This window comes from Shimia ponticola (assembly GCF_007995215.1).
Taxonomy (GTDB): domain Bacteria; phylum Pseudomonadota; class Alphaproteobacteria; order Rhodobacterales; family Rhodobacteraceae; genus Shimia_B; species Shimia_B ponticola.
In genome coordinates, this window is the sequence record NZ_VCDK01000005.1 from 369,128 (window position 1) to 390,045 (window position 20,918).

A 20,918-nucleotide genomic window follows, 5' to 3' on the forward strand; every position below is an offset into this window, starting at 1 on the left:
TGCGTAATCTGTGTAGAGACTTGCGCGACGCGGAATAACCCGTCACCGCTGCGGGATGTTCCGCTTTATCCGCAACAACAGCACTTGGCTCGGTGCCGGCATCGTCCTGACGGTGCTGTCCAGTTTTGGACAGACATTCTTCATCTCTGTCTTTGCCCCGGTCATTCAGCGTGATCTGGGGCTAAGCCATGCAGCTTGGGGTCTAAGCTATGCCGCGGGCACGACGCTTTCGGCCTTGATCATGGTTTGGGCAGGTGGCCTGACGGATCGCCTGCGCGTTCGCGTCTTGGGGCCGATGGTCATGGGTGGTCTCGCGCTTGCCTGTTTGGCGATGGCCGTGAACCAATCTGTTCTCTTGGTGCCTGTCGTAATTCTAGGCCTGCGGTTCTTTGGACAAGGCATGATGAGTCACGTCGCCATGGTTGCCATGGCGCGCTGGTTTTCGCGGTCGCGTGGACGGGCGATTTCCATTGCGGGTCTGGGCTATTCAGTCGGTGAAGCCATGCTGCCCATCGCCTTTGTGGCGGCCATGGGTCTGGTGCATTGGCGGTTGCTCTGGGTCGTTGCGGCGGTGGTTGTCTTGCTGATGATCCCGGTTCTGTCGCGTCTTTTGCGAACCGAACGGTCCCCTCAGCAGCTTGCAGAAACATCCGAAACCATGGGTCTGGACAGGCGCCAATGGACACGGAGTGAGGTCATCAGGACGCGGCTATTCTGGTGTATGGTGCCAAGCGTCCTTGGTCCCTCGGCTTTTGTCACCGCGTATTTCTTTCATCATGCGCATTTTGCGGACACCAAGGGCTGGAGTCAGCTTTCTCTGGTCGCGACCTTCCCGATTTATACGGCAACCAGCGTGATGGCGATGTTGATTGCGGGCTGGGCAATTGACCGGTTTGGCAGCGGGCGTCTCGTGCCGGTGTTCCAGTTACCCATGGCCTTGGGCTTTGTGGCATTTAGTTATAGCGACGCGATACCCGGCGCCCTGTTGGGCATGATCTTGATGGGCCTCAGCTCTGGCATGAACGCCACCTTGCCGGGCGCGTTCTGGGCCGAGTATTTCGGAACCCGGCACCTTGGATCAATCAAGGCGCTGGCAACTGCCATCATGGTACTTGGATCAGCGCTGGGGCCTGGGATAACCGGCGTTTTGATTGACGCTGGCGTTGGGATTTCCACGCAATACCTCGGTGTCAGCATCTACTTCATCACCGCCAGCATCATCGGAGCAATCGGCGTCGCTGGATTACGACCGCGGCTAAGCCCCCTCATCCGCGAGTAACTGACGCAGATCGGTTTTGAGGACCTTTCCGTAGTTGTTCTTTGGTAGCTCCGCGATGGAGCGATAAACCTTGGGCCGTTTGAAGCGTGCGATTTGGCCGAGGCAGAGCGCATCCAGCTCTTCTTCTGGAGCGTTGCCAACGACGAAGGCAACAACCTCCTCGCCCCATTCTTCATGCGGCTTTCCAACCACGGCCACCTCACGCACGGCAGGGTGCTGCAACAGAACCTCCTCGACCTCACGCGGATAGATGTTCGATCCGCCCGAGATGATCAGATCCTTGGACCGATCCTGAAGGGTGACGTAACCATCCGCGTCCATGAAACCCACGTCACCGGTCCAGAGCCAACCGTCCTTGATGGTATCCGCCGTTGCCGTGTCATTGCGCCAATAGCCGCCCATCACGGCCGCCCCGCGCACAGCGATTTCACCAATCTCTCCGCGCGGCACTTCCTGGCCAGCGTCGTCAAAGATACGGACCGACACGATGCTTTGCGCCGTTCCCACGGAATTCAGCCGGGACCGCCAGTTTGGGTGCGATCTGTCTGCTATATCTTCGCGGCGCAGCGCGGTGATCGCCATCGGGCATTCGCCCTGACCATAGACCTGCACGAATTTCGGACCAAAGTGATCTACCGCTTCGACGATGTCGGCCTCGTACATCGGGCCTCCTGCGTAGACCACTGTCTTGATCCCATCGCCTTGGGTGTTTGACGCCTTGGCAACGTCAATCATGCGCCGCACCATGGTAGGCGCCGCAAACATCGTGACGGGGTCAAACTGAGGAGCAAGCTCGAAGATTTCGGCAGGGTCGAACCCACCGCTCTCAGGCACCACATGGCGCATGCCCAGCATCACATACATCGGATTATAGATGCCTGCCGCATGTGACATCGGAGCAGCGTAGAGCGCCGTGTCTTTCGACGACAGGCTATCAACATCCACCAGATAGCTTTGCGACAGCACCAACAAATTGCCCGCCGTGATCTTCACGCCCTTGGGCCGTCCCGTAGTACCAGAGGTGTAAAACAACCAAGCAAGGTCATTCGTATCCATCAAGGCTGGTTCTTTGAGGGGCTTTGCTGCGCGCATGACCGAAAACTCTGACCCCTGAACCGAAACAACAGGGATCGCCGCCGCGCCCAGCGCCTCCCTGACGTCAGTTAGCGACGCATTATCGGTCAGGATCAAGGAAGCCTCGGAATGCTCTGCAATCCATGCTGCCTCTTTGGCGTGCAGCTTGGCATTGATCGGAACAACCGCCGCGCCGTTGAACCATGCGCCATACATAGCCTCAAGATACTCGATCCGGTTGGTCATAAAGAGAGCGACGCGGCACCCCGTGCCAATTCCACGTTCTGCCATGGCCCCGCCGATCGCCGCGGCACGGTGGGCAAACCCTGCATATTCTGCAACCTGCCGTGGCCCGGTGAACAGAGCAGGAGCGGTGGGCAAACGGCGGGCAGTGCGTACGAGCCATTCAGCAGGGTTCATCCCAAACTCCTTTGTCTTTACCGCGTTCGGTGCTTGCGTAGATAAACATACAGCGCGCCGTCGCCACCGTGTTTGGGGCTGGCGGGTGTCGTTTGCAGGATCAGATTTCCAATCGGGGCTTGTTGCAACCAATGCGGCACCTGCCGGCGCAAAATCCCACGGTGATAGGGCAGAGGCCCCGCCGTCGCGCCGGGACCATCGCCTTTGCCTGTAATGACAAGGATCAAGCGACGTCCCTTTTGATGCGAGCGAAGCACAAAATTCACCAACTCCGGGTGGGCTTCGGACGTTGTCATCCCGTGCAGGTCAATTCGGCCCTCAGGATCAAGGCGGCCCTTTCTTAGTCGAGCAAAGGATTTGGCGTCCATCTTGGGCGCATCCTTGGCTGGCTTTGGAACTCGCGTGTCCGTTTTCGCCTTGGACCCGATATCGAACGGTTTCAAACGGACAGGCGCAATATCGGCGGGTTTCACCTTGGATTTCGGCGCATCCTGAATGGGCGGAAGCACGTCCTCAAGTCGTGGTTTTTCGTGAAGCGGCGTGGCCGATTTGGCGACCTGATCCCAGAGCGCGCGTTCATCCGGCCTGAGGCGGCGGCTCATTGTAGTTCTTCTGGGAAAAGGGCGAATGCCATCTGACGCGGAAGAAGGACAACCATGCGGCCTGCGTCACGAATGCGACCTGCTGCGCGCCCGGCCTCGCGGCCTGTGCCAAAGAAAATGTCCGCCCGCTGCGCCCCTTTGATCGCTGACCCGGTATCCTGCGCAATCATCAGGCGCTTCATCGGCTGTCGACCTTCCTTTTCGATCCAGACTGGCGCGCCAAGCGGTGTGTAAGCGGGATCGACGGCAATCGAACGCAAAGTCGTGATGGATCTGTTCATTGCGCCAAGCGGACCTTTGTCCGCAGGCACTTCATTCACTTCACGAAAGAACACGTATGACGGGTTGTGGCGCAAAAGCTCGATCCCGTCTTCAGGATTGCGTTTGACCCAGTTGCGAATGACATCGGCAGAGACTTGGTGCGGCTCGTATATGCCGCGGCGCACCATTTCTTGTCCAACAGAGCGGTATTTGTGACCGTTTGAGCCGCCATAGCCAACGCGGATCTTGCTGCCATCGGCAAGGGACACGCGCCCGGATCCTTGAATCTGAAGGAAAAACACGTCGACTGGGTCATTGATCCACGCAATCTCAAGATCACGTCCGTCCAACGCCCCGGTTTCTTCGATCTCGCGACGGCTCAGCCATAATCCGTCCCGCGCCTCTTCTGGCAAACGGTAGATCGGGAATGCAAAGGTCTCGGACTTCTGAGTGTCGCCCGTCAATTCCGGCTCAAAATAACCGGTAAACAGCATCTCCTGACCATCTTCGATCAGAACTGGCTGAAAGAACGCCTCGAAAAAGAAGCGGGGATCGGGCGATTGTGAGGCCACGGCACAGAGCTTCGACCATTCGCCATCGCGAAGATCGGTGCAGGTTTCCATGAAGGTTTCCATGGCAGGGGCGTGATCATCCTGATCCCACCCCGACAAATCGGAAAAACTGAGAAGCCTATATGTCGGCACCGCTTGGCCCATCGTGGCCCACGATGCCAACAGAACTATGCCCAGCGCCCGCAACATGAACCGTCACGCGCAAATCAGTCGCCGGTCGCGACCAGCATCCAGTTTGGATCGTCGCTGCCCATGCGGCGTGCGAAGGTCCAGACATCGCGCTGTTGCTTCATGGCGCTGCTTTCTTCTTCGACAATGTCACCGCCACGGTCACGAACCGTCGAAGAAAGCTCACCAACGAACCGGATCGTCAGTTCGCCTTCGCTTGTCTCTGGATCAAACGTGGCTTCTTCCAAAGCAATCTCGCGCAGACCGATGAAGGTAGCTTCGATCGTGTACCCGGCTTCATTCCGAGCTTCGATCCCAGCAGCGAACGCTTCGTACACGTCGCCATCGAGAAAATCCTTCACCTCGGACAGATCGCCGTTTTCATAGGCCATCAGGATCATCTCATACGCACCGCGCGCGCCTTGGAGAAAATCACCAACAGCAAAGCCAGGCTCGGCCTTTTTCATCTGCGCGAGTGCATCAGCAGAGGAGCTTCCCTCATCCACATGATCAGTAATGTCGCGATCAGGTCCACCTTCGATGACTTCAAAGCTGCGATTTGGCGGCTCTGGCTGGCGCGAACGAGGCGCGCTTTGTTCAAAACCATCGCGTGAGCCCAGAACGGACCGCAGGCGCAAGATCAGAAAGACCGCGATACCTGCGAGGACAAGAAGCTGGACAATAGAAGAGTTCATAGAGGGGCCGCCCATGTGTGGCTGGAAAAACAGTGTTACGGCGCACATATGTAAGGCAGGGGTGGGGTCAAGTCTACACGAAGGCCCGAAGTCACCTCTGATGACGGTACAAAGGAACCCACTATGTGGCTGCTTATCGCATTTATCGCGATTCCACTGATTGAGATCGCTCTTTTCATCCAAGTGGGGGGAGCGATCGGGTTGTGGCCAACCCTCGGGATTGTGATCGCAACGGCGATGCTGGGCACATTTTTGGTCCGGCAACAGGGTATGCGTGCGATGGGTGAATTGCGCGGATCGTTCCGTGATTTGCGAGACCCAACCGAACCAATAGCGCACGGTGCGCTGATCCTGTTTTCAGCCGCCCTGCTTCTGACGCCCGGGTTCTTCACGGACGCCGTGGGCTTTTCCCTTTTGATCCCCGGCGTTCGCACAGCCGTGATTGCCTTTGCAAAATCCCGGATCAAAGTTGCCCGGTTTGAGATGGGTGAACATCCACGCGGTCCACAACACCAAGGTGCACAGCGCCCGCCATCCGGCTCCACCGTCATTGATGGCGATTACCAGGACGTCACCGCCGAGCCACCGCATCCCGATCAACCGCCGTCTGGGTGGACGCGCCACTAGTGGCCTGATAATCGACCCCTAACATCAGATTTAAGGGGTTATCATGGCCGAAAACGGTGCAGCGACAGAAGAACAGAAACCAGCCGCAGTGAATATGCGGGTCCTGGGTCAATACATCCGGGATATGTCGTTCGAGAATATTCTCGCGCAGAAGGGTCTGACCGGCGAACCCAAACCTGAGATCTCCGTTCAGGTGAACCTCGACGCCAAGAAGCGTGGCGCTGAAAACCAGTACGAAGTGATCATCAAGCTTAACATCGAGTCCAAGTCCAAGGACTCGGGCGACAAGCTGTTTCTGCTGGAAATCGAATATGCCGGCTTGTTCCACGTTGAAAACGTCCCACAAGAGCAGCTGCATCCGTTCCTGATGATCGAATGTCCGCGCATGATCTTCCCGTTCCTGCGCCGTGTTGTCAGCGATGTGACCCGCGATGGTGGTTTCCCGCCACTGAACCTCGAAACCATCGACTTTATGGCTTTGTATCGCGCTGAGATTCAGCGCCGTGTCGAAGCACAAAAGGCCGAAGGCACCCCGACACCGCAGGCGTAAGCCACTTAGACGGTTTTCCAGAGCGCGCTGTCGCCCAAGCCTTTCACGAAGGCGTTGTGCGCCTCGCGCTCTTTATCTGTGATGCGCGGCGCCAATGGCTGCGGACGCGGGGGAATGCGCCACGCGCCGTCATGGCCTGCGCTGCCAGCCGTTTCCTGTGACGCGCCTAGCGCGAAATCCGGCTGACGCCCGCCAATCAGCTCCAGATACACTTCGGCCAGAATTTCACTGTCGAGCAGCGCGCCGTGCAGCGTTCGTGACGAGTTGTCGATGTTAAAGCGACGGCACAAGGCATCCAAAGACGCAGGCGAGCCCGGAAAACGTTTGCGTGCGATCATAAGCGTATCAATCGCCTGATTATTCGGCAGCGTCGGCCGGTTCAACCATGACAGTTCCGCGTTGAGAAACTTCATGTCGAAGGACGCGTTGTGGATCACCATCTTGTCGTTGCGGACAAAATCCACGAAATCCTGTGCAATGTCCGCAAAGACAGGCTTGTCCCGCAGGAAATCATCGCCAAGCCCGTGAACTTCGAACGCTTCCTGCGGCATGGACCGTTCTGGGTTGATGTATTGATGATATGTCCGGCCAGTGGGGACATGGTTCCAAAGCTCGACCGCGCCGATTTCAACGATGCGGTCGCCCTGATCAGGTTCAAATCCGGTTGTTTCGGTATCCAGTACCAGTTCACGCATGGCTCAAACGATCCTTGATGTCTGCGATAATTCTATCAACGTCGGCTTCCGCCGTCGCGTGCGAAGTGGTGTCGATGACGTAATCTGATCGCGCAGCTTTTTTCGCATTTGGCATTTGCTTGGCCAAGATCATTTCAAGGTTCTGATCTGTCATGTTTGGTCGCGCCAGCACCCGTTCACGTTGAAGATGCGCTGGGGCAGACACGCACGCAACGGCATCAAACTCAGCTTCGCTTCCTTTCTCGAACAACAGCGGAATGTCGAAGACGCGGATGTCTGCTGTCGCCGTCGCACGGAACTCTGCGCGGTGTTCTGCCACAAGCGGATGAATCACCGCCTCGATCTGAGGCAAGAGGGCAGGGTTTTCTGCTATCGCGGCTTTCAATCGTTGCCGGTCGACACCGTCGCTGGTCACGGCGTCTGGGCATAAGGCGAAAATGGCGTCTGCACCTTTGGCTTTGCTTTTGTACAACTCATGCACGGCAGCATCGGCATCCCAGACTGCGCATCCGCGATCCGCAAACAGGGCCGCCGTCGTCGACTTTCCCATGCCGATCGACCCGGTAAGACCCAGATCAAACCTCATCCCAGAACCGAAAGCCGCGTGTCGTGATCAACTTCGGGTCGCTGGCCAAACCAGCGCTCAAATCCAGGTACGGCCTGATGCAAGAGCATGCCGAGCCCATCGACCACATCACATCCAGCCTGACGCGCTTCGCGCAGAAGGCGCGTTTCAAGTGGCGCATAGACCAGATCCGTGACCACATTGCCTGGCTCCAGCCCGTCCAGAGGAACGCGCAGTTCCGGTTGCCCGATCATGCCCAAGGAGGTGGTGTTGATGATTGTCTGAGAGTCTTCGATTACGTTGCCAGCTTCGACCCAATCGACAACCGTAACCCGAGGACCGAAAGATTGCTGCAAAACCTCGGCGCGACCGCGCGTCCGGTTGCACAGATAGATGGTCGAAACACCGGTTTCGATCAACGTAGCAAGCACCGCGCGCGCCGCACCACCAGCACCGAGGACCACGGCCGGTCCAGCATCCGGGACCCATTTGGGCGCCCCTTGTCTCAGATTGGCAAGAAATCCGTAACCATCCGTATTGTCGGCCCGAATCTGCCCATCATTGGTAAAAATCAGCGTATTGGCCGCGCCGATCAGAATGGCACGATCCGTTGCCTTGTCCGCAACCTCAAGCACCTTTTCCTTGTGAGGGATCGTGACGTTTGCACCTACAAATCCCATTTTTGGCAAGGTTCGCACGACGGATTCAAAATCCTGCTCAGCCACCTTCAGCGGAATGTAATGACCACTGATCTGATAGCGGTCCAACCAGTGGCGGAACAGCTTGGGTGATTTGCTGTGCGAAATCGGATCACCGATCACACCTGCGATGGGAAGCGAACTACTCATGTCGCGACAGTGTCATGCAGCGCCAAAAACGCCAAGAGGGGCAAAAGCGGCAAGCCCATGATTGTCGGCATATCGCCTTGGATACTGGAGAACAGGCGGATGCCTTCTGCTTCGGCGCGGTAGCCGCCGACACAGTATTGAATGTCAGACCAGTAGGTCTCGACGTAGTCATCGATGAACTGTGCCGACAGTGTCCGCATCGACATCCGCGCCGTCCCAACATGTCGCCACATGGGTTCATGGTCTTTGTAAATGACCGCCGCCGAGAGCAAGCTGTGCGTCTGACCCTGTAGCATCGCCAATTGTTCTTTGAGCGCGTTCGGGTTGGCCGCTTTGGAAAGGCACTTGCCTTGGAAAGCCAGAACCTGATCAGAGCCAAGCACCATCTGATCGGGATGTTTGTTGGCCACGCGTTGGGCCTTTAGTTCTGCCAAAGTATCGGCGATGTCGCGCGGGGTCGCACCCTCGGCTTCTAGAGACATCTTAACCATGTCTTCATCTATCCGTGCCGGCATGGCTTTGAACGGAACGCCCGCTTGCGTGAGCAATTGCTTACGCGCGGCAGACTGAGAGGCCAGGATGATGAGGGTCATGCTGTGAATAACTGCGTGTATCGGAAACGGTGTAAAGGGTGACTGTTTTCCGGATCAAACCACGTGGCCGATCAGCCGGCGGAAAAACCCATCTTTCGTCCCGATCTGATACAGGGTTTTGCAAGTGTGGACAGGGGTAACTTTGAGACAAGGATAATCCTCAACCACGGAAGTTACCATGATCCCATACAAGTCTTGTCCACATGCAATTAGATCATAAGTGTCTGAATACAAATGCTAAAATATGAGAACGCTGTATACCTAGGTATCTTTACAAACAGGCAAGGTTTCTGCGGATAACTCGGTCGACAAACCCATAATCCACAGGCTGACAGCCCCCTAAATCATCTAAATCCTTTCTTTCTATATTTATTATTTTATGAGTGTGTTCAGACGACAGGGACGGACACATAGAATGATCGCAGAACTGCTCAGCTGGGCTTACCCATGGATCAAGGTCGGACACCTTGTATCGCTGATCTCTTGGATGGCCGGGATGTTCTATCTGCCGCGTTTGTTTGTCTATCACGCTGAACGGGCCGCGGTTGGGAGCGAGCTGGACGAAACCTTCCAGATCATGGAACGCAAGCTGTACAAGCTGATCATGAATCCGGCGATGATTTCCACGTGGGTCTTTGGCCTCTTGCTTATGGCGACACCAGGGGTCGTCGATTGGGCGTCAGCGTGGTTCTACATTAAGCTGGTGGCCGTTTTGGGCATGTCAGCGGCCCATGGCTGGATGGCGGGACGCATCCGCGCATTTGCAGACGGGACAAATGATAAGCCGGGACGCCATTATCGCATCATGAATGAGGTGCCGACCATCCTGATGTTGATCATCGTCGTCATGGTGGTTGTCAGACCTTTCTGAGCGGATTGCCCGGCAAAGTTGACTCCGAGAGCCAAAACCCCTAGCTGTCTCCGCGCAGCCCGTCCGGGCATCGCAGTTTCATCCTGAAAACCGACATTACGATAGGCGGGTCCCCGCATGAGCGAAGAAACCTCTACGGAGCGTTTGAATCTGGCTGATTTGAAGGCGCAGAGCCCTAAGGCGCTGTTGGCCATGGCCGAAGAGCTTGAGATCGAAAACGCATCGACCATGCGCAAGGGCGACATGATGTTCGCCATCTTGAAAGAGCGCGCCGAGGACGGCTGGGAAATCTCGGGTGATGGCGTTCTTGAGGTGCTACAGGACGGGTTTGGGTTCCTGCGGTCGCCAGAGGCAAACTATCTTCCGGGTCCGGATGACATCTATGTCTCGCCAGACATGATCCGTCAGTTTTCACTGCGCACCGGCGATACCGTCGAAGGTGTGATCAAGGCGCCGGGCGAAAATGAACGTTACTTCGCCATGACCAGCGTCACGAAGATCAACTTCGAAGAGCCTGAGAAAGCGCGGCACAAGATTGCCTTCGACAACCTGACACCGCTCTATCCGGATGAACGCCTGCACATGGAGGTCGCTGATCCAACGATCAAGGATCGGTCAGCGCGGATCATCGACCTTGTGTCGCCAATCGGTAAGGGCCAGCGCTCGTTGATCGTTGCTCCGCCACGGACCGGTAAGACCGTCCTGCTGCAGAACATCGCAACAAGCATCGAAAAAAACCATCCGGAGTGTTATCTGATCGTCCTTCTGATCGACGAACGCCCGGAAGAAGTCACGGACATGCAGCGGTCCGTGAAAGGTGAGGTCATCAGCTCGACGTTTGATGAGCCAGCGACACGTCACGTGGCTGTCTCTGAGATGGTTATTGAAAAGGCCAAACGTCTTGTTGAGCACAAGCGGGACGTCGTTATTCTGCTCGACTCGATCACGCGTCTGGGCCGTGCGTTCAACACTGTTGTTCCATCATCAGGGAAGGTTCTGACCGGTGGTGTCGACGCAAACGCCTTGCAACGCCCCAAGCGGTTCTTTGGTGCAGCGCGGAATATCGAAGAGGGTGGATCGCTGACGATCATTGCCACAGCTTTGATCGATACGGGTTCGCGCATGGACGAAGTCATCTTCGAAGAATTCAAGGGCACCGGTAACTCGGAAATCGTTCTGGATCGCAAGGTCGCGGATAAACGCGTGTTCCCAGCTATGGACATTCTCAAATCCGGTACACGGAAAGAGGACCTTCTGGTCGACAAGGTTGATCTGCAGAAGACCTATGTCCTTCGGCGTATCCTGAACCCGATGGGGACCACGGACGCAATTGAGTTCCTGATCTCGAAGCTTAAGCAGACCAAGACCAATTCGGATTTCTTTGATTCGATGAACACCTGATTGGTGCGCGCCGATGGCTGATGTCATTTTCGCGGTAGCCAGTGGAATCGGGAAATCCGGCGTGTCCGTCCTGCGTATCAGCGGGGCGGGTTGTGTGGATGCTCTGCAACCCTACATTTCGGTGCCAAAACCAAGGATAGCGTCGGTACGCAAATTCACCACAACAGGTGGTGAAGTCATCGACCATCCAATGGTGTTGAGCTTTGCGCATGGCGCGAGCTTTACCGGGGAAGAAACCGTTGAACTGCATTTACACGGCAGTACGGCAGTGGTCGCAGCGATCTTAAAGGTTCTGTCAGACATACCCGGCTTCAGACATGCTGAGGCGGGCGAGTTCACACGGCGGGCGTTCGAAAACGGTAAGCTTGATCTGACGCAAGTCGAAGGTCTCGCGGATTTGATCGAGGCCGAGACTGAGCTTCAGCGCCGTCTTGCGCTTGATGTATATTCCGGTGAACTGCGCGACGCTCTGAGTGACATCCGTCAGTCCTTGCTGCGTGCGGCGGCATTGATTGAGGCGACGATTGATTTCGCCGATGAAGAGGTTCCTACGGATGTGTGGCCTGAAGTTGATGCATTGGTAGCGACTGCCGCATCCGGGATTGAGGCGCAATTGAACGGTCTGAGCGCGGCCGAGAGACTTCAGTCAGGATTTGAAGTAGCCATTGTTGGTGAGCCGAATGTCGGCAAATCGACGTTGCTCAATGCTCTGGTCGGAAGAGAAGCGGCTATCGTTACAGATATCCCAGGCACAACGCGCGATGTGCTTGAGGTCCATATGGACCTTGATGGATTGCCGGTGACATTTCTGGATACGGCCGGAATACGTGACACAGACGATGTGGTTGAACGCGAAGGTGTGCGTCGGGGTTTGGCACGGGCGCATGCAGCGGATCTTCGCGTTTTCCTGAAAGATAGCCCGTGGGACAGTCAGCCAGGTGGGTTTGTAGATGGTGATATATGCCTGAGGACGAAGGCGGACCTGGACCAAACCAGCGATGGAATCAGCGCAAAGACAGGCAAAGGTGTTGGCGAGTTTCTTGATCGGGTGAAAGGCATCTTGGGTCAGCGCGCGGCATCAGCGGGGCTAGCTTCAAAAGAGCGGCACAGGATTGCGTTGCAACAAGCGTCTGACTCTCTGGTTCTCTTTCGGGAACAGCGCGAGACGCAAGCACCAGAAGAAATTCTAAGTGATGCGCTTAGGTCTGCTATTATGCCTTTGGAACGGATCATTGGTCGCGTTGACGTTGAGGACGTTCTGGGGGAAATCTTTTCGTCTTTCTGCATCGGGAAATAGGAGTGTTTCACGTGAAACATGACTTTGATGTCATCGTCGTGGGTGGCGGACATGCGGGTTGCGATGCGGCAGCTGCCGCGCATCGTATGGGTGCGCGGGTGGCTTTGGTCACGTTGCAGCAAGATGCGATCGGCGTCATGTCTTGCAATCCCGCCATCGGAGGCCTCGGGAAAGGGCATCTCGTTCGTGAGATAGACGCCTTGGATGGCCTGATGGGTCGTGTTGCTGACGCCGCAGGTATTCAATTTCGATTACTGAACCGTCGTAAGGGACCAGCCGTCCAAGGTCCGCGCGCACAGGCCGATCGTGGGATCTACAGGGTGCGCATGCAGTCAGAAATCGCTGCGATGGCCGGATTAGCTGTGATTGAGAGTGAGGTCGTTGACCTGGTTCAAGTGAACGGTTCCGTGGCCGGCGTGACTTTGGGCGACGGATCACAGTTGAGCGCTCAGGCCGTGGTTTTGACCACCGGCACGTTTTTGCGGGGTAAAATCCACATTGGTGATGTCAGTTATGGCGGCGGTCGAATGGGAGAGAAATCGGCGGATCGCTTGTCAGACCGTTTTTCTGACTTCGGTGTTAAATTGGGTCGTCTGAAGACAGGGACACCGCCTCGGTTGGATGGCCGGACCATAAACTGGGATGGGCTTGAGATGCAGCCCGGTGATGATCAAGCAACGATGTTTTCATTTCTGAATACATCGCCTGAAGCGCGCCAGGTGTCTTGCGGGATCACTCACACGAATCCCCGCACGCATGAGATCATTGAGAAAAATCTGGATCGCTCTGCAATGTATGGGGGCCATATCGATGGCGTTGGTCCCCGCTATTGCCCGTCAATCGAGGATAAAGTCGTGCGCTTTGCCGATAAGGCCTCGCACCAAATATTCCTAGAACCGGAAGGGTTAGATGATCCCACCATCTACCCGAACGGTATTTCGACGTCTTTGCCCGAGGATGTGCAGGAGGATTACGTTCGCTCGATTGCTGGACTAGAGGATGTCACAATTCTTCAGCCGGGATACGCTATCGAGTATGACTACGTGGATCCCAGAAATCTCAAGCCAACCCTGGAACTTCGGCAGGCACCTGGCCTGTATCTGGCGGGTCAGATTAATGGGACGACGGGCTACGAAGAGGCCGCCGCGCAGGGTTTGGTTGCAGGTTTGAACGCAGCAGCGGCGGTCCAAGGGCGTGAAGCAATAACGTTTGGGCGGCAATCGTCTTATATCGGAGTGATGATCGACGATTTGGTGACAAGAGGTGTCACAGAGCCCTACCGAATGTTTACCTCGCGCGCAGAGTTTCGTCTTTCCCTGCGCGTGGACAACGCAGACCAACGCCTCACACCGTTTGGTCGGGATATTGGTTGCGTGGGTGAGAAGCGATGGGCGACGTTTTCCAGCAAGCTGGATCAACTCACAGAGGTCAAGGATCGTCTGACTTCAATGTCGGTGACGCCGAAACAGGCAAAATCGGCGGGGATCGCTGTGAAGGAGGATGGTCAGAAGCGCAATGGCATGGAGCTCTTGGCGTTCCCATCTGTGGGGTTTGCAGATGTCGCAAGCCTCAGCGAAAGCTTAGCCAGTACACCGAACCACATTGCAGAGCAGCTTGAGAAAGAAGCTTTGTATTTCAGCTATGAGCAGCGGCAGGCGGCTGAAGTGTCAGCGATGGCAAAGGATGAAGATCGGATTATCCCGGACGACTTCGACTACACGATGTTGAATGGTTTGTCGTCTGAGGTTCGTGGAAAGCTGGATCGCGTTCGTCCATCAAGCCTCGGTCAGGCAAAGCGGATCGATGGCATGACCCCTGCGGCTTTGACATTGATCCTTGCCCATCTGAAACGGGAGGAGAGGTCGCGTGCGTCTTGAAGATGTTTCACGTGAAACAAAGGCCGATCTGGAGGCTTACGTCGCGCTCCTTCTGAAGTGGAACAACACGATCAATCTCGTGGCCAAGTCCACAGAGGATGAAATCTGGACGCGACATATTGAGGATTCCCTTCAGATTTGGCCAATTCTGCCAGATGCGGAATTGCTTGTTGATATGGGGAGCGGTGGCGGTCTGCCTGGGATTGTGCTCGCCATCTGCGCGAAGCATGATCCTCGCATCAAAGCAGTCACGCTGATTGAGGCGGACATACGAAAATCTACTTTTCTGCAAACCGTTATCCGCGATCTGGGATTGCCAGCGAAGGTGCTGTCGCGCCGTATTTCAGAATGTCCGCCGCTCAACGCGCAGCTTGTGACGGCGCGGGCGCTGTCGGACCTTGCGTCCCTGTTGGGATTCTGTGATCGACATCTTGCACCTGGCGGTACGGCAGTTTTCCCAAAAGGCGCGCGCGCGGACGAAGAGATCGAAACGGCTGAAAATGACTGGCGCTTTGCCGTCGAAAAGGTTCCTAGTGCAACGGATCCGAATGCTGTGATTCTGAAGATTGGAGATATTGCCCGTGTCTGACCCTCTTATGCAGGCCCGCGCGCGCATCATTGCCGTTTCCAACCAAAAAGGTGGCGTGGGCAAGACAACGACCACGATAAATCTGGCGGCGGCTTTGGTGGCCGAAGGACGTCGGGTTTTGATTGTTGATCTCGATCCACAGGGCAATGCCTCTACCGGCTTGGGTTTGATGCCAGAGGATCGCGAACTCACCGCCTATGACGTCCTCCTAGAGGACGCGCCAATCCAAGAGGCTATTTATGCCACCGAGATTGACGGCCTGTACCTTGTGCCTTCGACGGTTGATCTTAGCTCGGCAGATATCGAGTTGATGTCGAATGAAAAGCGGTCTTACCTTTTGCACGACGCGCTCAGGTCGTCAGAGGCCGCGGGTCAATTTGATTTTGTTTTGATCGACTGTCCTCCGTCGCTGAACCTCCTCACGGTCAACGCAATGGTGTCTGCGGACTCGGTTCTTGTCCCACTGCAAAGCGAATTCTTTGCACTTGAAGGGTTGTCTCAACTTATGCTGACAATCCGCGAAATTCGCACCACGGCGAACGAACGGCTTCGCATCGAGGGCGTTGTTTTAACCATGTTTGACCGCCGCAATAACCTGTCTCAGCAGGTCGAACAGGACGCCAGAGATAATCTGGGCGATCTGGTCTTTGACACCATCATCCCGCGCAATGTCCGTGTGAGCGAGGCACCGTCCTTTGCGATGCCGGTTTTGCAATATGACCCCACATCTACGGGCGCACGGGCCTATCGTGATCTGGCGGTCGAACTTCTCGCAAAAACAAACGTCCCAGCATAAGGAGGGCTCACCATGGCCAAAGATAAGAAACGAGGTCTGGGGCGCGGTTTGTCGGCCTTGATGGCGGATGTAGAGCAAGATACCGCCGCAACGCCGCAAACGCCGCAGCGGCCCGATACGCATCTGCCCATAGAGCGAGTGTTTCCAAATCCGGATCAGCCGCGGCGCAGCTTTGACCAATCTGATCTCGACGATCTTGCGGCTTCGATCCGGCAAAAGGGGATAATTCAGCCGCTGATCGTGCGGGCACGTCCAGGATCGGCCGATGAGTATGAAATCGTTGCCGGTGAACGGCGCTGGCGCGCTGCTCAACTGGCGCAGTTGCACGAAGTTCCCGTGGTCATTCGCGATTTCACGGACACAGAAGTCCTTGAGGTCGCCATCATTGAAAACATCCAACGCGCTGATCTGAACCCGGTGGAAGAGGCGCTGGGCTTTCAGCAGCTTTTGGACCGTTTTGGTCACACACAAGAGCAATTGGGTGAGGTTCTGGGCAAGAGCCGGAGTTATATCGCCAATATTCTGCGACTTTTGACGTTGCCGCTGGACGTACAGGAACTGCTCAAAGCCGGAAAACTCTCGGCGGGACACGCGCGGGCCTTGATCACGTCTGACAACGCCTCTGATTTGGCAGCGCAGGTTGTTGCCAAGGGTCTGTCGGTGCGTGAGACCGAGAAACTGGCCAAGGGCACCCCGCCGCCTGCGCCGAAACCCAAGGCCCCAAAGCTTGAAAAAGACGCTGATACACGTGCGTTAGAGAATGATTTGTCGGCGGCGCTCGGCATGAAGGTCGCCATCGACCACAAGGCTGGCGGTGAAGCTGGTGCCGTCACCATCAAGTACACGTCTTTGGATCAGTTGGACGATCTTTGCGCCCGGCTGGCACGCTGATCAGAGCATTTGTGAGATGATCGCGTTCAGCACTGGCCGCCCCTTTGCTGTCGCACAGAGCCGGTCATTGACGATTTCGATGAATTTATCGTCCAGCATCGACACGACGGCTCGGCAATTCTGATCCCATCCCAGCCTGGCCAATCTTTCTGTGCTGATCCCATCCGTTACGCGCAGACCAAGCAAAAGCAGTTCCCCTAGCTGTCCTTGGCGATCAAGCGTGTTTTTGACAGATGTACCATCGCCCTGATCTTTGACGGCGGCCAACCAGCTTTCGGGGCTTAGATGCGTTTCGGTGGCATATCGGACTTCGTCTATTGTGAGGCGCCCGTGCGCGCCTGGACCGATCCCAGCCCAATCCTGTTGTTGCCAGTATAGCATATTGTGACGGGATTCTGCGCCAGTTTTGGCATGGTTCGACACCTCATAGGCGTGCAAGCCATGCGCCTCACAGATCTCTTGGGTCCGCTCATACATGTCGGCACCGGTGTCTTCATCGGGCAGACCAGGCAAAGCACCGGCATCGAAGCGTTTTCCAAAGGCTGTCTCTGGTTCGATCGTCAACTGATACAGCGATAGGTGATCGGGATCGAATGACAACGCTTCGCGCAGTTCTGCGTCCCACTGATCCAGTGTTTGATACTGACGTGCATAGATCAGGTCGAAACTGACGCGTTCAAATGTATCGCGTGCGGTTTGAAGACCTTGCAGCGCTTCTTCGACAGAATGTAAGCGACCAAGTAATCGCAGATCCTTTTCCCTCAAGGCCTGCACGCCAAGAGATACTCGGTTCACACCGGCATCGCGGTAACCGGCGAACCGTTCCGCTTCGATGCTCGTCGGGTTGGCTTCAAGTGTGATCTCGATATCGTTGGACCACGCCCAAGCGTCTTTGGACGCTTGTAGAAGCGCATCGACCAATTCAGGCGACATGAGACTGGGTGTACCGCCGCCCAGAAAGATGGATTTCAGTACACGAGGGCCTGTTTCGACCCTAACCCGCCTGATCTCAGCCAAAAATGCCTGTTTCCAGAGCGCCTCGTCTATCCTTGCGCGGACATGCGAGTTGAAATCGCAATAGGGGCATTTGGCCGCGCAAAACGGCCAATGTAGGTACAGTCCGAAATCGGGCGTCTCGCTCACTGGCCGAGCGCGCCAGCCTTAAATTTGGCAAAGGCGTCCGCGCGGTGGCTGATCGGGGCTTTGTCCTCGTACAGCATTTCACCAAAGGTTTGGGTATGGCCGGTTGGAATGAACATTGGATCAAAGCCAAAACCGTTCTCTCCGCGCATGGGCCAAGTCAGTTCACCCTTAGCGATGCCCGCAAATATTTCGTCATGACCATCGGGCCATGCCAGGCACAGGGTACAGTGAAATGCCGCCGTCCAAGGCTTGGCCGCGTTCTGGCTCTGAAGTTTGTCGTGAACCTTGCCCATCGCCATCGCGAAGTCGCGACCATTCGGGGTTTCGGCCCAATCAGCGGTGTAAACGCCCGGTTCACCATTCAGCGCGTCGACTGACAGACCGCTATCGTCAGACAAAGCCGGAAGGCCCGACGCCTTTGCGGCAGCATGGGCTTTAATCCGTGCGTTGCCAGCAAAGGTGTCCTCGGTCTCTTCGGGTTCAGGCAACCCAAGATCTCCGGCTGAAACGACATCAATGCCGAACGGTTCAAGCAACCCGGCAATCTCGCGCAGCTTGCCCGCGTTGTGAGAGGCTAGAACAATCTTGGGCTCGGTCAGACGCCGCATCAGCTTGTGACGTCTTTTTGGATTTGCACCAATTGCGACACGCCTTGGGTCGCGAGGTCGATCAAGTCATCCATCTGCGCGCGCGAGAATGTGGCGCCTTCGGCAGACATCTGGATTTCAACCATTTTGCCGGAGCCAGTAATTACGAAATTGCCGTCGACGGCGGCTTCGCTGTCTTCTGGGTAATCAAGATCCAGAACAGGCTGACCGCCATAGATGCCACAGCTGACCGCAGCGACCGGATCAACCAGCGGATCAGACACGATATCGCCTGCTTTCATCAATTTGTTGACTGCAAGACGCAGCGCGATCCAACCGCCAGTGATGGAGGCACAACGCGTTCCGCCATCGGCCTGAATAACGTCACAATCAATGCTGATTTGACGTTCTCCCAAAGCCACACGATCCACACCGGCGCGCAGGCTACGACCGATCAGGCGCTGAATTTCTTGCGTCCGGCCCGATTGGCCGTTCTTGGACTCACGCCGCATGCGGGTGTGCGTCGCGCGCGGCAGCATGCCGTATTCAGCCGTCACCCAGCCCAGCCCTGTGCCCTTCAGGAACGGTGGCACGCGCTCTTCCAACGAGGCGGTGCACAGGACATGCGTGTCGCCCATCTTGATCAGGCATGCGCCCTCGGCATGTTTGGCATAGTCCAGATCAACGGTGATCGAACGCATTTCGTTGGTGGCGCGGCCTGAGGGTCTCATCGGTCAATTCCTTGCTAAGTTGGTCGGACTATGCGGCGCAGTGGGTGAAAGGCAAGTAAGATTGACCCATATCTTTGCCACACGTTACAAGTAACGCCGCAGCCGAGGTGGATCGCCTGATGGATAAACAGCCACATCTTTATGATCAGATGAATGATCGCGCCCGAGAAGTGTTTCGGCGCATCGTTGAAGGGTATCTGGAAACGGGTGAACCCGTAGGATCACGTACGCTGACCAGAACTTTTAGCGAACAAATCAGTGCTGCAACCATTCGCAACGTGATGCAGGATCTCGAATTCTTGGGTCTTTTGAACTCACCACATGTGTCTGCGGGGAGGATACCGACGGAGTTGGGCCTGCGCATGTTCGTGGATGGTGTTCTTGAGGTCGATTCCTTGGGCCGCGAAGACCGGGATGCGTTGGACCGAACCGTCAATGACGGTGATGTCGGGACGATATTGGACCGCATCGGCGGGGCCTTGTCCGGCATGACGCAAGGAGCGAGCCTTGTTTTGGCGCCCAAGCAATCCGCGCCGATCAAACATATCGAATTTGTGTCGCTCGCACCTGACCGGGCGCTGGTGGTTCTGGTTTTTGCTGACGGTGAGGTCGAAAACCGCGTTTTCACACCGCCGCCGGGTCAGACGCCATCGTCCATGCGTGAAGCGGCCAATTTCCTGAACACGGTCGCAGAAGGTCGGACTCTTGATTCGTTGCAATCCGCAGTCGCGGCCGAAATTGAAAAACGCAGGCGCGAGATCGACAGCCTTGCCGCCGAAATGGTCGAAAGTGGACTGGTGACATGGTCGCAGGAGGGATCGCGGCATGAGCGTCTGATTGTCCGAGGTCGTTCCAACCTGCTGGAAAAGACCGAGGAAGCCGACCTTGATCGGATCAAAACCCTGTTCGATGACCTTGAGCGCAAACGTGACATCGCCGAATTCCTTGAATTGGCCGAAGAAGGTCAGGGTGTGCGCATTTTTATCGGCTCAGAGAACAAACTCTTCTCACTTTCGGGTTCCTCTTTGGTCGTGTCTCCATATATGAACGCTGACCGAAAGGTGATTGGCGCGGTGGGGGTCATTGGACCGACACGCCTGAACTATGGACGCATCGTGCCGATTGTGAATTACACAGCTGAGCTTGTTGGACGTGCTCTGACTGACCGCACGTAAGAGGACAAAATGGCAGACAAAGATGAAATCGGAACGCTCGACGACTTTCTGGACGATGTCGACGCCGCCGAGGCCGAAGAGTACGCCGAAGATGAGGCAGAGATCACGGATGAAGCTGCAGAGCTGGACGCACTGCGCGCCGAGCGTGACGATCTGAAAGACAAATGGATGCGCGCACTGGCGGATGCTGAAAACGCGCGCAAACGGTCTGATCGGGATCGGAAAGAAGCCGAGAACTATGGCGGCTCCAAGCTGTCGCGGGACCTGTTGCCAGTCTACGACAACATGAAACGCGCCATCGAAAGCGCCGAAAACCTGGGTGACGAGCTGGACGATACCGTCAAGGCGATGATCGAGGGCGTGGAGTTGACCATGCGCGAGCTGATCAACGTCTTTGGCAAGCACGGTATTGTGCCTATTTCGCCGGAAGTTGGCGATAAATTCGATCCACAGCTGCATCAGGCAATGTTTGAGGCCCCCGTGCCGGGGACCAAAGCGGGTGACATCATTCAGGTCGCCGCCGAAGGGTTTATGCTGCACGATCGCCTGCTGCGCCCGGCGCAAGTTGGCGTGTCGTCGATGCCGGCGAGTTAGTACCTCGTATCAAGTGA

At 56.2% G+C, this 20,918-nt stretch carries 23 protein-coding genes; 12 read left to right on the forward strand and 11 right to left on the reverse strand.

Annotated features, from left to right (window positions below; genetic code table 11):
- The first annotated feature begins 55 nt into the window (after positions 1–55).
- Entirely contained in the window at positions 56–1,279 is a 1,224-nt protein-coding gene (locus FE702_RS11970) for an MFS transporter (protein ID WP_147126541.1), read from the forward strand.
- Here FE702_RS11970 and FE702_RS11975 read toward each other — a convergent pair.
- Genes FE702_RS11975 through FE702_RS11990 form a run of 4 tightly spaced genes read right to left on the reverse strand, consistent with a single transcriptional unit; the run spans position 1,256 to position 5,071 of the window.
- Entirely contained in the window at positions 1,256–2,773 is a 1,518-nt protein-coding gene (locus FE702_RS11975) for a class I adenylate-forming enzyme family protein (protein WP_147126542.1), read from the reverse strand. The two genes, FE702_RS11970 and FE702_RS11975, sit on opposite strands and share 24 nt — an antisense overlap.
- 17 nt (positions 2,774–2,790) lie before the next feature.
- Positions 2,791–3,375 carry a Smr/MutS family protein gene (locus tag FE702_RS11980; protein ID WP_147126543.1) on the reverse strand — a complete coding sequence of 195 codons (585 nt, stop codon included), beginning with the start codon at positions 3,373–3,375 and terminating at the stop codon, positions 2,791–2,793.
- Positions 3,372–4,397: a murein transglycosylase A gene (gene mltA / locus FE702_RS11985; RefSeq protein WP_147126544.1), complete on the reverse strand. Its 1,026-nt coding sequence runs from the start codon at positions 4,395–4,397 to the stop codon at positions 3,372–3,374. The genes FE702_RS11980 and mltA overlap by 4 nt, the downstream gene beginning before the upstream one ends.
- 17 nt (positions 4,398–4,414) lie before the next feature.
- Entirely contained in the window at positions 4,415–5,071 is a 657-nt protein-coding gene (locus tag FE702_RS11990; protein WP_147126545.1) for a Tim44/TimA family putative adaptor protein, read from the reverse strand.
- Between the two features lie 123 nt (positions 5,072–5,194).
- Here FE702_RS11990 and FE702_RS11995 point away from each other — a divergent pair, with 123 nt between their 5' ends.
- Together FE702_RS11995 and secB are read left to right on the forward strand one after the other, a co-directional pair.
- The gene (locus tag FE702_RS11995) at positions 5,195–5,698 is read left to right on the forward strand and encodes an FxsA family protein (RefSeq protein ID WP_147126546.1); all 504 of its coding nucleotides are present in this window, start codon (positions 5,195–5,197) and stop codon (positions 5,696–5,698) included.
- A 43-nt stretch (positions 5,699–5,741) separates the two neighbouring features.
- Positions 5,742–6,248, forward strand: a complete 507-nt coding sequence (gene secB / locus FE702_RS12000; RefSeq protein ID WP_147126547.1) for a protein-export chaperone SecB — start codon at positions 5,742–5,744, stop codon at positions 6,246–6,248.
- A 5-nt stretch (positions 6,249–6,253) separates the two neighbouring features.
- Here secB and dnaQ read toward each other — a convergent pair whose 3' ends face one another.
- The 4 genes from dnaQ to FE702_RS12020 are packed head-to-tail and all read right to left on the reverse strand — an operon-like array spanning position 6,254 to position 8,949.
- Positions 6,254–6,943, reverse strand: coding sequence for a DNA polymerase III subunit epsilon (gene dnaQ, locus FE702_RS12005; RefSeq protein ID WP_147126548.1), 690 nt, complete (start codon positions 6,941–6,943; stop codon positions 6,254–6,256).
- Positions 6,936–7,529: a dephospho-CoA kinase gene (gene coaE / locus FE702_RS12010; RefSeq protein ID WP_147126549.1), complete on the reverse strand. Its 594-nt coding sequence runs from the start codon at positions 7,527–7,529 to the stop codon at positions 6,936–6,938. The genes dnaQ and coaE overlap by 8 nt, the downstream gene beginning before the upstream one ends.
- The gene (locus FE702_RS12015; RefSeq protein WP_147126550.1) at positions 7,526–8,356 is read right to left on the reverse strand and encodes a shikimate dehydrogenase; all 831 of its coding nucleotides are present in this window, start codon (positions 8,354–8,356) and stop codon (positions 7,526–7,528) included. The genes coaE and FE702_RS12015 overlap by 4 nt, the downstream gene beginning before the upstream one ends.
- Complete coding sequence (locus FE702_RS12020) at positions 8,353–8,949, reverse strand: Maf family protein (protein WP_147126551.1); 597 nt, start codon at positions 8,947–8,949, stop codon at positions 8,353–8,355. The genes FE702_RS12015 and FE702_RS12020 overlap by 4 nt, the downstream gene beginning before the upstream one ends.
- Positions 8,950–9,364: 415 nt before the next feature.
- Between FE702_RS12020 and hemJ the strand changes: the two genes are divergently transcribed.
- The 7 genes from hemJ to FE702_RS12055 all read left to right on the forward strand — a co-directional run bounded on the left by hemJ (position 9,365) and on the right by FE702_RS12055 (position 16,671).
- Positions 9,365–9,820, forward strand: a complete 456-nt coding sequence (hemJ, locus tag FE702_RS12025) for a protoporphyrinogen oxidase HemJ (RefSeq protein WP_147126552.1) — start codon at positions 9,365–9,367, stop codon at positions 9,818–9,820.
- A 117-nt stretch (positions 9,821–9,937) separates the two neighbouring features.
- The gene (rho, locus tag FE702_RS12030; RefSeq protein ID WP_147126553.1) at positions 9,938–11,221 is read left to right on the forward strand and encodes a transcription termination factor Rho; all 1,284 of its coding nucleotides are present in this window, start codon (positions 9,938–9,940) and stop codon (positions 11,219–11,221) included.
- A 13-nt stretch (positions 11,222–11,234) separates the two neighbouring features.
- Entirely contained in the window at positions 11,235–12,518 is a 1,284-nt protein-coding gene (gene mnmE / locus FE702_RS12035) for a tRNA uridine-5-carboxymethylaminomethyl(34) synthesis GTPase MnmE (protein WP_147126554.1), read from the forward strand.
- Positions 12,519–12,520: 2 nt separating this feature from the next.
- The gene (mnmG, locus tag FE702_RS12040; RefSeq protein WP_186827071.1) at positions 12,521–14,395 is read left to right on the forward strand and encodes a tRNA uridine-5-carboxymethylaminomethyl(34) synthesis enzyme MnmG; all 1,875 of its coding nucleotides are present in this window, start codon (positions 12,521–12,523) and stop codon (positions 14,393–14,395) included.
- Positions 14,385–14,984 carry a 16S rRNA (guanine(527)-N(7))-methyltransferase RsmG gene (gene rsmG / locus FE702_RS12045; protein ID WP_147126556.1) on the forward strand — a complete coding sequence of 200 codons (600 nt, stop codon included), beginning with the start codon at positions 14,385–14,387 and terminating at the stop codon, positions 14,982–14,984. Before mnmG ends, rsmG begins: the two co-directional genes overlap by 11 nt.
- Positions 14,985–14,991: 7 nt before the next feature.
- The gene (locus tag FE702_RS12050) at positions 14,992–15,780 is read left to right on the forward strand and encodes a ParA family protein (RefSeq protein ID WP_147126825.1); all 789 of its coding nucleotides are present in this window, start codon (positions 14,992–14,994) and stop codon (positions 15,778–15,780) included.
- A 12-nt stretch (positions 15,781–15,792) separates the two neighbouring features.
- Positions 15,793–16,671 carry a ParB/RepB/Spo0J family partition protein gene (locus tag FE702_RS12055; protein ID WP_147126557.1) on the forward strand — a complete coding sequence of 293 codons (879 nt, stop codon included), beginning with the start codon at positions 15,793–15,795 and terminating at the stop codon, positions 16,669–16,671.
- On the opposite strand, the gene hemW is transcribed toward FE702_RS12055, so the two are convergent.
- The 3 genes from hemW to rph are packed head-to-tail and all read right to left on the reverse strand — an operon-like array spanning position 16,672 to position 19,132.
- Positions 16,672–17,814 carry a radical SAM family heme chaperone HemW gene (hemW, locus tag FE702_RS12060; protein WP_147126558.1) on the reverse strand — a complete coding sequence of 381 codons (1,143 nt, stop codon included), beginning with the start codon at positions 17,812–17,814 and terminating at the stop codon, positions 16,672–16,674.
- A complete protein-coding gene (gene rdgB / locus FE702_RS12065; RefSeq protein ID WP_147126559.1) occupies positions 17,811–18,422 on the reverse strand; it encodes an RdgB/HAM1 family non-canonical purine NTP pyrophosphatase in 612 nt (203 codons plus the stop codon). The genes hemW and rdgB overlap by 4 nt, the downstream gene beginning before the upstream one ends.
- Positions 18,422–19,132, reverse strand: a complete 711-nt coding sequence (rph, locus tag FE702_RS12070) for a ribonuclease PH (protein ID WP_147126560.1) — start codon at positions 19,130–19,132, stop codon at positions 18,422–18,424. Before rph ends, rdgB begins: the two co-directional genes overlap by 1 nt.
- Before the next feature lie 119 nt (positions 19,133–19,251).
- Here rph and hrcA point away from each other — a divergent pair, with 119 nt between their 5' ends.
- Both hrcA and FE702_RS12080 read left to right on the forward strand, forming a co-directional pair.
- Positions 19,252–20,307, forward strand: a complete 1,056-nt coding sequence (gene hrcA, locus FE702_RS12075) for a heat-inducible transcriptional repressor HrcA (protein ID WP_147126561.1) — start codon at positions 19,252–19,254, stop codon at positions 20,305–20,307.
- Positions 20,308–20,316: 9 nt separating this feature from the next.
- Positions 20,317–20,901: a nucleotide exchange factor GrpE gene (locus FE702_RS12080; RefSeq protein ID WP_147126562.1), complete on the forward strand. Its 585-nt coding sequence runs from the start codon at positions 20,317–20,319 to the stop codon at positions 20,899–20,901.
- The last annotated feature ends 17 nt before the right edge of the window (positions 20,902–20,918 follow it).